The sequence below is a fragment of the Bradyrhizobium erythrophlei genome, assembly GCF_900142985.1.
Classification (GTDB): domain Bacteria; phylum Pseudomonadota; class Alphaproteobacteria; order Rhizobiales; family Xanthobacteraceae; genus Bradyrhizobium; species Bradyrhizobium erythrophlei_B.
On record NZ_LT670849.1, the window covers coordinates 1661762 to 1674078 of the forward strand.

The window sequence follows — 12317 nt, forward strand, 5'->3', positions numbered from 1 at the left end:
TTAGAGCGGTGCGGCGCTTTTTCCCGGCGCCTCGGAAAGTTTCGAGGCAAGCGAGGCAACGACGATCACGAGTGCGATCAGCGCCACCACCAGCGTGCAGATCGCGTTGATTTCGGGTTTCACCCCGAGGCGCACCTCCGAATAAATCCGGATCGGCAGCGTCGCCGAACCGGGGCCAGTGGTGAAGCTTGCGATCACGAGGTCGTCGAGCGAAAGCGTAAAGGCCAGCATCCAGCCCGCGGCGAGCGACGGCAGGATCAGCGGCAAGGTGACGGAGAGGAATGCATGCGCCGGCGCACAGCCGAGGTCCATCGCGGCTTCCTCGAGGGTCGGATCGATCGCCCCCAACCGCGCCTGCACCACCACCGCGACGAAGCACATCGTCAGCGTGGTATGGGCGATGACGACGGTCCAGAAGCCGCGCTCGGCATTGACCGCAACGAACAGCAACAGCAGCGAGAGCCCCGTGATCACCTCCGGCATCACCAGCGGCGCATAGAGCACGCCGGAGAACAGTGCCCGCCCGCGGAAGTTCGCGCCGCGCGACAATGCGATCGCCGCAAGCGTGCCAAGGAGTGTTGCGAGCGTCGCCGACGTCACCGCCACGCGCAGGCTCATCCACGCCGCATCGATCATGGCAGTGTCGTTAAAGAACTCGCTGTACCAGCGCAGCGACCAGCCGCCCCACACCGTCACCAGCCGCGAGGCATTGAAGGAATAGACGATCAGGATCGCGATCGGCAGGTAAAGAAAGGCAAGCCCGGCTGCGAGCGCGGCGATGTTGAAGCGCGTCAGCCTGTTCGCGCGGCTCGCCATCACGTCCGCTCCAGTTGCTGGCGTTGCAGGCGGTCATACAGCACGAGCGGCGCCACCAGCAGCAACAGGAGAACGACCGCGGTGGCGGAGGCAACCGGCCAATCCTTGTTGGTGAAGAATTCCAGCCACAGCGTCTGGCCGATCATCAGCGCATCCGATCCCGCCAGCAGATCGGGAATCACGAATTCGCCGACGATCGGGATGAAGCAGAGCAGCGCGCCCGCGCCGATGCCGGGTAATGACAGCGGAAACGTCACGCGCCAGAACGCCTGACGCGGCGACGCGCCGAGATCGCCGGCCGCCTCCAATAGCGCCGGATCCAGTTTGGAGAGCGTGGCGTATAGCGGCAGGATCATGAACGGCAGATAGGAATAGACGATGCCGAGATACATCGCGCCGTCGGTCGAGAGCCACACCACCGGCTTAGATACGATGTGCAGTGCAAGCAGAACCTGATTCAGCAGGCCGTCATGCTGCAGGATGTTGATCCAGGCATAGATGCGGATGAGAAACGAGGTCCAGAACGGCACGATCACCAGCATCATGGCGACGGCTTGCGCGGCTACCGGCAGTCGCGCCATGCCGTAAGCAATGGGATAGCCGATCAAAAGCAGGATACCGGTTGAAATCGCAGCGACCGTGAGACTGCGCAGGTACGACAGCACATAGAGGTTGTCGGAAACCAATAGCCTGAAATTGTCGAGCGAGAGCGCGGCAAACGCCGTGCTGACCGCCTGCCATCCCTCACTGAGGTCGAACACCGGCGTATAGGGCGGTTGCGCGATCGCGGTCTGCGACAGGCTGATCTTCAGGACAAACAGGAACGGCACCAGAAAGAACAGCGCCATCCACAGATACGGCGCGATGGCCGCAAGCCGCGCCGGACGGGTAAAGATTTCGCGCCCGCTCATTGCTCCAGCACCACGCAGTCTTCCGGCGAGAACCACGCCACGACGCGCTGATTCACGCCATAGGCGTCGAAATCAAGCCGCGTCGTATTGGCCATCGCAGAGCGCAGCACCAAACCGCTATCGAGCCTGATCTTGTAGCAGGTCGAGCCGCCGAGATAGCCGACGTCGGTGACAACTCCTTCGAGCCGGTTGATGGCACGCGCATCGTCGGAGGGCGGCGCACGGCGGGACAGCTTGACCTTTTCGGGACGGATCGCGACACAAAGATCGGTCCTGGTGAGCGGCTGGCGCGGTTCCGCGACGTGGATCGTTCCGGCTTCGGTGGTTGCGATCGCAATGCGCCGCGCCATCATCAGGATCTTGTCGGCGCTCGCTTCGAGTTGGCCCTCGATCAGGTTGATGTCGCCAACGAATTCGGCGATCCAGCGCGAGCGCGGCGCTTCATAGAGTTCGCGCGGGGTCGCAACCTGCTGAAGGCGGCCGGCATCCATCACGCCGATCCGGCCTGCCATCGTCATCGCTTCCTGCTGGTCGTGGGTCACGATGACGAAGGTCAGGCCGAGCCGCCGCTGCAATTCCATCAATTCGAGTTGGGTGCTTTCACGCAGCTTTTTGTCCAGCGCCGCGAGCGGCTCGTCAAGCAGCAACAGTTGCGGGCGGCGCGCCAGCGATCGCGCCAGCGCCACGCGTTGCCGCTGGCCGCCGGAGAGCTGGTCGGGCTTGCGCTTTTCCATTCCTTCCAGCTTGACGAGCGCGATCATCTCGGCGACGCGCGCATCGATGTCGGCCGATGGCAGGCGGGCGCGCTTCAGTCCGAACGCGATGTTGTCCCGCACGTTCAAATGCGGAAACAGCGCATAGCTCTGGAACATCATGTTGACAGGGCGCTGATGCGGCGGGACCTGCGCGATGTCCTTGCCATCGAGCAGGATGCGCCCTTCATCGGGCGTTTCGAAGCCGGCCAGCATTCTGAGCAGCGTGGTCTTGCCGCAACCACTGGGGCCGAGCAGCGCGAAGAATTCGCCGGCCTGAATGTCGAGCGACAACGCATCGACCGCGCGAAATCCGCCGAATGTCTTGACGACCGATTCAATAGAAAGGAGCGGCGTGCCAGGCACTGTGCGCGGCAGGTATTGCGGCGAATCCGCCTGCTTTGCGGTATTCGCGGGTTCTTCGGTCATGCTCTCGGCCCGCCCCATGGAAGGCGCAAGCTAACCCTACCGCAGTCCTGGCTCAACCGCAGCGCTGTGGATGGCTGCCGGATATTCTCCCGTCATGCCGTAGCCATGAAGGTCGCCAGGCGTTCGCGATCGGCCTGCTCCATGGTCAGGCCGAGCTTCGAGCGGCGCCAGAGAATATCGTCGGGGAAACGGGCCCATTCCCTGGTCATGAGGTAGCGCACCTCTGCTTCGGTGAGCTCCGGTCCAAAACTCTCGCCGAGATCGGCCTTCTGTCTGGCTTCGCCAAGCATCTCGCCAAGCCGCGAACCGTAGGCCGCGACGAGTCGCAGCGCCTGATCGGCGGTCAGGAATTTCCAACGCTCACGCGCATTCTCCACTTCCGTCTCAAACCCGTGACGCGGGAAATCTCCGCCGGGAAGTACGGCTTGCGCGCTCCACGGCTTTGACATCGGATAGAACGGCAACAGACGAGAGACCGCACGTTCAGCGCGCAGCCGCGCGGTTGTAACGTCGCCGCCAAAAATGGTGAGGAGCGGCGCCCGGCGCCGCCGCGCATCAAACGTCACCGTCCCTTCACGGGCGAAACGTTTGCCCGGGCGTCCCGTCACAAGGTTGACGCCGGCGACCGACCGGATCACGTCGGAGGGATCGATGTGCTCTCGGAAATAGCGGTTGGCGGCATCGCAAAGATACGTGACTTCATGGGCGGATATCGCCACCGCCGCCGGATCCCCGACAAAGCTCCGCGCGACCGTGCCGATCATGGTGAAATCGCGCTGATACGGACTGGCGAAGACGAGCCTTCGGTCCGAGTTCTGCAGGACATAGACGTTATCGGTTTCGAACAGGCGGCGGACGATGATCTGGCCGAGCTTGACGGCGCTGGCGCGCGGCGGCGGCACCCGCAGCACGGTCTCCGCAACCGTCGCGGTCCACGCGCCCGCGGCGTTGACAAGCGCCCTTGTCGTGATCACCTGGCGATGGCCACGGTCAATCACCACAAGCCGCCAGATGTCACTGCGATCGGCACGCACGCATCGCGCGCCGGTACGGATCACCGCGCCTCGCTCCGCCGCATCGACGGCGCTCGCAATGACCAGACGCGAATCGTCCGCCAGGCAATCCGAATATCCGAAGGCTGTCCCGAACGGCCGCTGCAAGGCATCGCCGATCGGATGATGGGTGATATCGATCGCGGCCGAGCGCGGCAGGCTATCCCGCGGGGCCAGACGGTCGTAGACGAACAGCCCAAGCTGCAGCAGCCAGGGCGGACGCTCGTCCGAATGGGCCGGGATCACGAAATGCGCCGGCCGCACCAGATGCGGCGCGATCCGCATCCAGGCCTCGCGCTCGGCGAGTGCTTCCCGTGTACGGCGAAATGCCCGGCGCTCGAGCACCGCCAGATCGCCTTGGATCAGCCGTCCGCTGGCACACGAGGCCGCGCCGCCAAGGTCGCCCTGCTCGATCAGAATGACGCGCAGGCCGCGTCCGGCGGCGTCACGAGCCACGCTGACGCCGTTCAACCCGCCGCCGATGATCGCAAGATCGTAATCCGCCATGTCCCCGCGTCTTGTAGAGAGGCTGTCCTTCCCTTGACGGGATTAGCGGCGAAAGCAAGGAAAAGGAGAGAGGTAGAATACCGACTTGATCTAGCCGGTCTTGCGCACTGGTTCGACGGGATCGCTTGGAGCGCGGCCGACCAGCGTGCTGTACTGCTCGATCGGAAGCGGTTTTCCGATGAAATAGCCCTGCACCGCGTCGCAGCCCTGTTCGGCGAGGAAGCCGAGCTGCTCCTGGGTTTCGACGCCTTCGGCGACGATCGACATTTCCAGGCCATGGCCGAGGCCGATCACCGCCCGCACGATCGCCGCCGATTGCGGGTTGCGTCCGAGGTTCATGACAAAGGCGCGGTCGATCTTGATTTTGTCGAACGGGAAGGCCTGCAAGTAGCTGAGCGACGAGTAGCCGCTGCCGAAATCGTCCATCGAGATGCGCACGCCGAGCCCTTTCAGGCGCCGCAACAGCGACAGACCGCGATCGAAATCCTCGATCAGCACGCCTTCGGTGATTTCGAGTTCCAGCCGTCCTGGTGCTAGGCCGGTCTCGAGCAGGATCGAGTGCACGAGGCTGACGACGTCGCCATGCATGAATTGCGCCGGTGACAGGTTGACGGCCACCTGCAACGGCACCGGCCAGGAGGCCGCCTCGCGGCAGGCTTCGCGAAGAATCCACTGGCCCATCTCGAAGATCAGGCCGCTCTCTTCCGCCAGCGGAATGAAATCGGATGGCGGCACGAAGCCACGTGTGGGGTGACGCCAGCGCGCCAGCGCCTCAAAGCCGATGATCTCGCCATTGCCCGTTCCGTGGCGCGACGACGCCTGCGGCTGGTAGTACAGCGAGATTTCGCTATTCTTGATGGCGGTCGAGAGATCCTGGTGCAGCACGCGCCGGTCGCGAATCTGCTGATCCATCTCCGGTTCGTAGATGCTGATGGTACCGCGTGATTTCGCCTTGGCGCGCGACAGCGCCGCGCCGGCGTTGGCGAGCAGGGAGGCCGCGTCACGGCCGTTATGCGGGAAGATCGAGATGCCCGTGGTCGCCCCGGTGCGAACCGATTTGCCGTCGATCACGAATTCCTTGGCCAGCGTCTCGGCGAGTTGCTCCGCCAGCAGCATGCCGGCAATCGGCTGCTTGCCGTCGATGATCAAGCCGAAGGCGTCGCCGGAAAGCCGCGCCACCACGCCACCACGCGCAGACGCCTGCATCCGCTGCGCCACCTCGATCAGAAGCTTGTCGCCCACGGCATGGCCGAACACATCGTTGACTTCGTTGAGACCATCGAGGTCGATCGAGAGAACCGCGAATTCTTCTTCGGCCTCGGTGCAGGCCTCGATCATCTGCGTCAACGCCTGGAGGAATGCCGCGCGGTTCGGCAGATCGGTCAGGCCGTCGTGATAGGCCATGTGGGCCATGCGCGACTCGGTCTGACGGCGATCGGTGACGTCTTCGTGGGTCTTGATCAGGTATTGCGGTTCGCCCCTGTCATTGAGCACGGTTACCCGGCGCGTCAGGAACAGCCGCAGGCCGTCCTTGGTGCTGATCGGATGCTCTTCGGTAAGCGGCCGGCGTCCTTTGAGCGCGGCCTCGTCACGCGCCACGATGAGCCTGGCTTCGCGAGCATTGAAGATTTCTGCGGCGGTCAACCCGGCGACTTCTTCGCGGCGACGGTTGAGAATGGTTTCCGCGCTGCGGTTTGCCAGCAGGTATCGCCCGTCGCTCGCGCGTTCGACCGTCAGCGAGACCGGGATGTTATCGACGACCAGTTCGAGAAACTTCTTGGTGCTCTCCAGTTCCTGCGAAAGCACGTTGCGATCGGTCACGTCATCGAACAGCGCGATCAGGAATTCCGGCTCGCCTTTGTCATTGCGCGCGACCACGCGGCTGCTGGCCAGCACCCGCTTGCGCGAACCGCGCTCGACCACGAATTCATTGCTGAACGAACCTTCCGTTGCATGCAGCGCGGCACGATCGGCCGCCTCGATACGGGCTGCCGTGTCATGCGTGAATATCTCGTCGGCGCGCTTGCCGACGATGTAGTCCCGGGAGAAACGCGAGAAGCGTTCGAACGCGCGATTGGCGAAGATGTAACGCCCGTCGTCGATGCTCTTGGCGGCGACGCAGACCGGAATGTTTTCAAGCACGGATTCGAGGAACTGCTTGGTGGAAGCAAGTTCGCGCGACAGCGAGCGCTGTTCGCTACAGTCTTCGTGCGTGGCGATCGAGCCGCCGTTCGACAACGGAAAATATCTGACGTGAACGGCCTTGCCGCCCGGCAATTCGGTGATGAGGCCTTCGGCCTCGCCCGATCGCGCATAGAATTCGTCGATGCTGACATCGAGTGTACCGCGCTGAAGGCGAAGTTCGAGCAGCCCCCTGCCCGTCATGTCCGGCGTGATGTCCGAACGGGCGAGGCTGTAAATCTCGAGGTAACGGTCGTTAAGGAAGACGATCCGTTGGCGCGGGTTGGTGATCACCACCCCCTGCTTGAGATTGTTGAGCGCGGAACTGACGAACACGTTTCGGCGCTGCTGCGACAGCCTGAAGCGGCGCAAGGTCGACATCACCCAGATCCAGACGGCGATCAGGAAGCAGCCTGCAACCAGGCCGCCAAGCACGACGTCCGAGACAACGTCCGGATCGGCCGCACTCAGATACTTGATCAAGCCGGATTCGGGGGTGGAGGCGGTGGCGGCCCAAAAGGACGCAACCAGGCACAGCACGACCCCTGCCGGAATCATGATCCTGCCGCCTGCCTGCCAGTTCTTGTCGGCCATCGGTCACCCGCGGAATACTGGGGCCGGAGTTTCTGGCGTCACGGGTTTGGATCAGGTAAACGCGTACCCCAGCCGGGTTCGTTTGGGTGGGAAATTGCGCCAATTGGCGGGACATGATTAATGGATCACTAATGATTTGGGCCGGACAACTTCCGAAATAAATCCAACGAGTTGCTTAAACCAACGAACCACAACCAGAACCCGCGGCCTGCCCGGGCCTTTGACGCGAAAGTTGCAACCAGCCAGCTTTCCCGCCGTCCCGACGAAGCAAGCCAAATCCGGATCAGAATTTTCACATGGAAAAGGTCGAGTGCGTCGTCGTCGGTGCGGGAGTGATCGGCCTTGCCGTGGCGCGGCGGCTGGCTCAAAGCGGCCGCGAGGTGATCGTGCTGGAGGCGGCCGAGGGAATCGGAACCATCACCTCCTCGCGCAACAGCGAAGTCATCCACGCCGGGATCTACTACCGCGCCGGCAGCCTGATGGCGCGGATGTGCGTCAGCGGCAAGCACGCGCTTTACAGCTATTGCCGCGAGCAAGGCGTCCCGCATCGCAATTGCGGCAAGCTGATCGTGGCGACGACGCCCGCCGAAACGGAAAAGCTGGCATCGATCAGGGCGCATGCCGAGGCCAATGGCGTGGCCGACCTGCAAGTGCTTTCGGGTGAAGCCGCACGGGCCATGGAGCCCGCACTGTCTTGCGAGGCGGCGTTGCTGTCACCCTCCACCGGCATCGTCGACAGTCACGCTTATATGCTCGCGCTGCGCGGCAATGCCGAAGATGCCGGCGCCGCCTTTGCGTTTCACACGCCGTTGCTCGGCGCGCGAGCACGCGGCGGCCACGTCGAGATCGACGCCGGCGGCGAGACGCCGATGTCGCTTTCGTGCAAACTTCTGGTCAACGCCGCGGGCCTCGGCGCCACGACGGTAGCGCGCAGCATCGACGGCATGCCGGTGGAAAAGATCCCGCCGGCTTACCTCGCCAAGGGCAACTACTTCAGTTGCGCGGCGCGGGCGCCGTTTTCGCATCTGATTTATCCGGTGCCGGAGCCTGGCGGGCTCGGCGTCCACCTCACGCTCGACATGGCGGGACAGGCGCGGTTCGGACCTGACGTCGAATGGGTCGACAGCATCGATTACGCGGTCGACCCAGTTCGGGCTGAGCGGTTTTATCCGGCGATCCGCCGTTATTGGCCGGCGCTGCCGGATGGCGCGCTGATGCCGAGTTACTCGGGCATGCGGCCGAAAATCGTGCCGCCCGCGGTCGCGGTGCAGGACTTCCTGATCCAAGGACCGAAAGACCACGGCATCGACGGGCTGATCAACCTGTTCGGCATTGAATCGCCGGGGCTCACGTCATCGCTCGCGATCGCCGACTACGTCGGCGATTTGGCGGAAGCGTGAGAATCTATTGAGAATATGCCATCGACCGGACGCGCCAGTCGATCCTGACAGCGCCGGCGATCAAACAGGTCTGGTCTGGCTATTGAATTAATGCAACGTGGCGCTGGCCGAATGCTTCAATCGCTCGATTTCGTCCTTGACCATCAACTTCCGGCGCTTCAATTCGACAATCTGCAAGTCATCTGTTGAAAGGTGTAGAAGAGCTTCGTGCAATTCGTTTTCGAGAACCTTGTGTTTCCGTTCCAGTTCAACGAGATGTGCGTGAATTGCCATTCGAAACCTCCTCGGTTGGACTAAGACCTCAGATTCGATCCGGACATCAAAGTCTACACCAAGGCTTGAATCTGTCGATGGGTTTGAAAGTCGCTGTCCTCATATTTCACCGGCATCTGTAACGAATCGTGAGCGGGAAGCGCGAAGCCCTTTCGCAACAGCGGGATAAGCGTTCCGCGCAAAAACAAACGCATCCGCACAATGATTGGAACCCGGCAATCCAGGGCCCTGCCGTCCGGCGTTAACGATCGGACGCAGCGCCGCTATCGACCCGCGAAGGCGCTTGTTGGTTCTGATGGAACGCGCTTGCGGAGCAGGCTGCCAGGGAGGATAGTTGCGGGTTAGTGTCCCTGTTCTGACATTCGTATCTTATCGCGGCGGGTTCGTTTACGAATGTCAGAACCAAAGGGACACTAGCAAACATTTGTTTCAAGTGCGGTTTTGGATTTGACATTCACTCTTCGAGAACTCGCGGCGCCCCTGAAGCGAATGTCAAATCCACCGCGCTTGGCCTGCCGGAATTTTCGCAAATCTCATCCGCGTTTTGACTAAGTAAACCATGACCGACGAAGATGAGCGCGAACTCCAATCCGAGCTCGCAAGGCTGCAACAGGAACACCGCGATCTCGACGCTGCGATTGATGCGCTGCATCAGTCGCCCGCGCCGGACCTCTTGCGGCTGCAACGGCTGAAGAAGCGCAAGTTGCAGTTGCGCGACCGCATCGCCTTCATCGAAGACCAGATCACGCCCGACATCATCGCCTGAAGCAGACGCTTTGCCGCGCCAAAATGGTCCTTGACTTTTTGAGAACAAAATAGGAACATTCGCGCACCCCCAAAACTCCGCCCCCGAGGATGCCTCATGCCCGAAGCTGTCTCGTTTCCCTTTAGCCCGAGCTACGAACTGGCCTGCGATCGGCTGATCGCGATGTGCAATGGCGATCCGCGCAGCACGATCAAGGCGCTGATCCTGGCCAACGAATATCTGGAAACCGAATTGAGCGAGTTGCGGGCCAAGGCTGTGAGCCTGGGCGCGGTCGTCCGACGGTCGCGTTCGAGAGACGACGCGGCCTGATCATCTCTAGTGTCCCGGTTCCGACATTCGTATCTTGTCGCGAGCCGAGCACTCTTACGAATGTCAGAACCAAAGGGACACTAGCAACCATATGATTCTAGTGTGGCTTTAACTCTGACGTTCCTTCGAACAACTCGCGGCGAGACTGAAAGGAACGTCAGAGTCGCCACACTAGGCAGGAGCAGGTCCATGGCCAACGTCACCTATTACGTCGCAATGCCGTTTTTCCAGGATGAAGCCGGTCTCCTGGTCGCAGGTGCCGCGGAAGAGTGTCAGCATTCGACCGCCGCCTTGCGTCGCGCCGAAGCGATGTCACGCGCTGTCGGCAGTATCGGCGCAGTCGCGTTTTGCCGCAGCGGCGATCCGATGGCCGGCGAATTCAGCGATGCGCGCGTACTGAAAAAGTTCGGCGAGGTGCCGGACGATCTTGCCGGACTATAGAAGTTTCAGTGCAACTCGCGGAAGAATGCGCGAACCTCATGCGCCAGCAGCTCGGGTTGTTCGAGGGCGGCGAAATGGCCGCCCTTTTCCATGACGCTCCAGCGCCGGATGTTTTTGAACACGCGTTCGGCGATACTGCGCGGAGGCCTGAGGATTTCGCGCGGGAATTGCGCATAGCCGGTCGGGACCGTGATGGTCTCGCCAGGCGGCAGAATGGCCGCGGAGCCATGGAGTCGTGCGTAGTACGGCCAGAATGACGAGCCGATCGCGCCCGTGAACCAGTAAAGCGAGATATCGGCGAGCATCTGGTCGCGGCTGATCGCACTTTCGACATCGCCGCCACAATCCGACCAGGCGCGGAATTTTTCGACGATCCATGCCGCAAGACCGGCCGGAGAATCCGTCAACGCAAACGACAGCGTCTGCGGCCGCGTGCCCTGAATCCATTGATAGCCGGTTCCCTCGCGCGTCCAGTGCGCAAGTTCGCCGAGATAGCGCTTTTCCTCCTCGGTTGGATTTTGGATCGCATTGGGATCGCGGCCCGCGGCCATCATGAAGTTGACGTGGATGCCGATCATCTTTTCCGCGTGGGCATAGCCAAGCCGGCTGGTGACGCCAGCCCCCCAGTCGCCGCCTTGCGCGGCAAACCGCGAAAAGCCGAGAACGTCGTGCATCAAGGCCGCGACACAATCGGCCATTTCAGGCACGCCGTATCTTTTCTGGCCGGGTTTGAACGACAGCCCGTAACCCGGCAGCGACGGCGCGATCACCGTAAAGGCGTCGCTGGAATCGCCGCCGAACCGCGCCGGATCGGTCAGGCGCGGAATGATCTCAAGGAATTCGAACACCGAACCTGGCCAGCCGTGCAACAAGAGTAGCGGCATCGGATTCTCGCCTTTACCCTCGACACGCAGATAGTGCAGGTCGATGCCGTCGATCGGCACACGGAATTGCGGAAAGACATTGAGCGCCGCCTCCTCGGCGCGCCAGTCAAACCCGTCGCGCCAGTATTCAACGAGACTGCGCAGGTAGGCGACGTCGGTGCCGTAGGCCCAAGGATCGCTCAAAGCCTCGCCAGGCGCGGAATCCGGAAAGCGCGTGCGCGCCAGCCGCGCCTTGAGATCGGCGATATCAGCGTCTGCGACGTGAAGCGTGAACGGCACTGGTTTGGTCATGATGCTGTCCGGCTCGTTGATGCGAGAGGTTGGGCTTCGTGGCGACGCTGCGCCTTGCGCACATACATCGCGCGATCGGCATCCGCGAGTGCACGCCCTGCTTCCGAGTGCGGGCCGAGCAGGACGACGCCGGCGGAGACGCCGGTCCCAACCGTGCTGCCTTCGAAGGCAAAACTCAGGCCGTCGACATCCGCTTCAAGCGCGGCCGCTTTGGCATGGGCATCGGTTTCGCTGAGGTTCCACAACAATAGCGCAAACTCATCGCCGCCGAGCCGGCCGATCACGTCGGAGGAGCGGATCTGCCGTGACAGCACGGCCACGATCGCCTTCAGCACCTCGTCTCCGGCGGCATGACCGAATTGGTCGTTGACCGGCTTGAGCCGGTCCACGTCAAGCACGATCAGCGCGCCGGCTGCATGATAGCGCTGGATATAGGAGATGGCGCGCGCGAGCTCGCGTTCGAAACCGCGCCGGTTGGGAATTTCGAGCAGGAAATCCGTCTCGGCCGCGGCCTGCAACTCTTCGATGCGCGCGGTGGCCTTGGCCAACTGGGTCTTGAGCCGCCTGATCTCGGCCTTCACATCATCCTTAACCGCCGCGCGCAGCGTTGCCGAGGTGGCACGGCGCACCAGGGCGTTGCCGGCCGCGGCGTCCTTTTGGCGTTTCGCAGCGCGCGATGTTTTTACTCCTGATTTCCTCTTCATGCTGTTC

12 protein-coding genes are annotated in these 12317 nt (G+C 62.3%); 4 read left to right on the top strand and 8 right to left on the bottom strand.

Going from position 1 to position 12317, the window contains the following annotated elements; translation table 11 throughout:
• The 5 genes from BUA38_RS07820 to BUA38_RS07840 all read right to left on the bottom strand — a co-directional run bounded on the left by BUA38_RS07820 (position 1) and on the right by BUA38_RS07840 (position 7242).
• Positions 1 to 816 carry an ABC transporter permease gene (locus tag BUA38_RS07820; RefSeq protein WP_072817420.1) on the bottom strand — a complete coding sequence of 272 codons (816 nt, stop codon included), beginning with the start codon at positions 814 to 816 and terminating at the stop codon, positions 1 to 3.
• The gene (locus tag BUA38_RS07825) at positions 816 to 1727 is read right to left on the bottom strand and encodes an ABC transporter permease (protein ID WP_072817421.1); all 912 of its coding nucleotides are present in this window, start codon (positions 1725 to 1727) and stop codon (positions 816 to 818) included. Before BUA38_RS07825 ends, BUA38_RS07820 begins: the two co-directional genes overlap by 1 nt.
• Positions 1724 to 2908, bottom strand: a complete 1185-nt coding sequence (locus BUA38_RS07830; protein WP_072825932.1) for an ABC transporter ATP-binding protein — start codon at positions 2906 to 2908, stop codon at positions 1724 to 1726. The genes BUA38_RS07825 and BUA38_RS07830 overlap by 4 nt, the downstream gene beginning before the upstream one ends.
• A gap of 92 nt (positions 2909 to 3000) precedes the next feature.
• Positions 3001 to 4467 carry a glycerol-3-phosphate dehydrogenase gene (locus BUA38_RS07835; RefSeq protein WP_072817422.1) on the bottom strand — a complete coding sequence of 489 codons (1467 nt, stop codon included), beginning with the start codon at positions 4465 to 4467 and terminating at the stop codon, positions 3001 to 3003.
• Between the two features lie 90 nt (positions 4468 to 4557).
• A complete protein-coding gene (locus BUA38_RS07840; RefSeq protein ID WP_072817423.1) occupies positions 4558 to 7242 on the bottom strand; it encodes a sensor domain-containing protein in 2685 nt (894 codons plus the stop codon).
• A gap of 296 nt (positions 7243 to 7538) precedes the next feature.
• Between BUA38_RS07840 and BUA38_RS07845 the strand changes: the two genes are divergently transcribed.
• Positions 7539 to 8642, top strand: a complete 1104-nt coding sequence (locus BUA38_RS07845) for an NAD(P)/FAD-dependent oxidoreductase (protein WP_072817424.1) — start codon at positions 7539 to 7541, stop codon at positions 8640 to 8642.
• A gap of 87 nt (positions 8643 to 8729) precedes the next feature.
• Here BUA38_RS07845 and BUA38_RS07850 read toward each other — a convergent pair whose 3' ends face one another.
• Positions 8730 to 8915: a YdcH family protein gene (locus tag BUA38_RS07850; RefSeq protein WP_072817425.1), complete on the bottom strand. Its 186-nt coding sequence runs from the start codon at positions 8913 to 8915 to the stop codon at positions 8730 to 8732.
• Between the two features lie 559 nt (positions 8916 to 9474).
• On the opposite strand from BUA38_RS07850, the gene BUA38_RS07855 reads away from it, so the two are divergent.
• The 3 genes from BUA38_RS07855 (at position 9475) to BUA38_RS07865 (ending at position 10431) form a co-directional block, all read left to right on the top strand.
• Entirely contained in the window at positions 9475 to 9681 is a 207-nt protein-coding gene (locus tag BUA38_RS07855; RefSeq protein WP_072817426.1) for a YdcH family protein, read from the top strand.
• 96 nt (positions 9682 to 9777) lie between these two features.
• Positions 9778 to 9990 (top strand): hypothetical protein, encoded by a 213-nt coding sequence (locus tag BUA38_RS07860; protein ID WP_072817427.1) that lies wholly within the window; start codon positions 9778 to 9780, stop codon positions 9988 to 9990.
• Positions 9991 to 10179: 189 nt separating this feature from the next.
• Complete coding sequence (locus BUA38_RS07865; protein ID WP_072817428.1) at positions 10180 to 10431, top strand: hypothetical protein; 252 nt, start codon at positions 10180 to 10182, stop codon at positions 10429 to 10431.
• A 5-nt stretch (positions 10432 to 10436) separates the two neighbouring features.
• Here BUA38_RS07865 and BUA38_RS07870 read toward each other — a convergent pair whose 3' ends face one another.
• Positions 10437 to 11606, bottom strand: a complete 1170-nt coding sequence (locus tag BUA38_RS07870; RefSeq protein ID WP_072817429.1) for an epoxide hydrolase family protein — start codon at positions 11604 to 11606, stop codon at positions 10437 to 10439.
• Positions 11603 to 12310, bottom strand: a complete 708-nt coding sequence (locus tag BUA38_RS07875) for a GGDEF domain-containing protein (RefSeq protein WP_072817430.1) — start codon at positions 12308 to 12310, stop codon at positions 11603 to 11605. The genes BUA38_RS07870 and BUA38_RS07875 overlap by 4 nt, the downstream gene beginning before the upstream one ends.
• Positions 12311 to 12317: the final 7 nt, after the last annotated feature.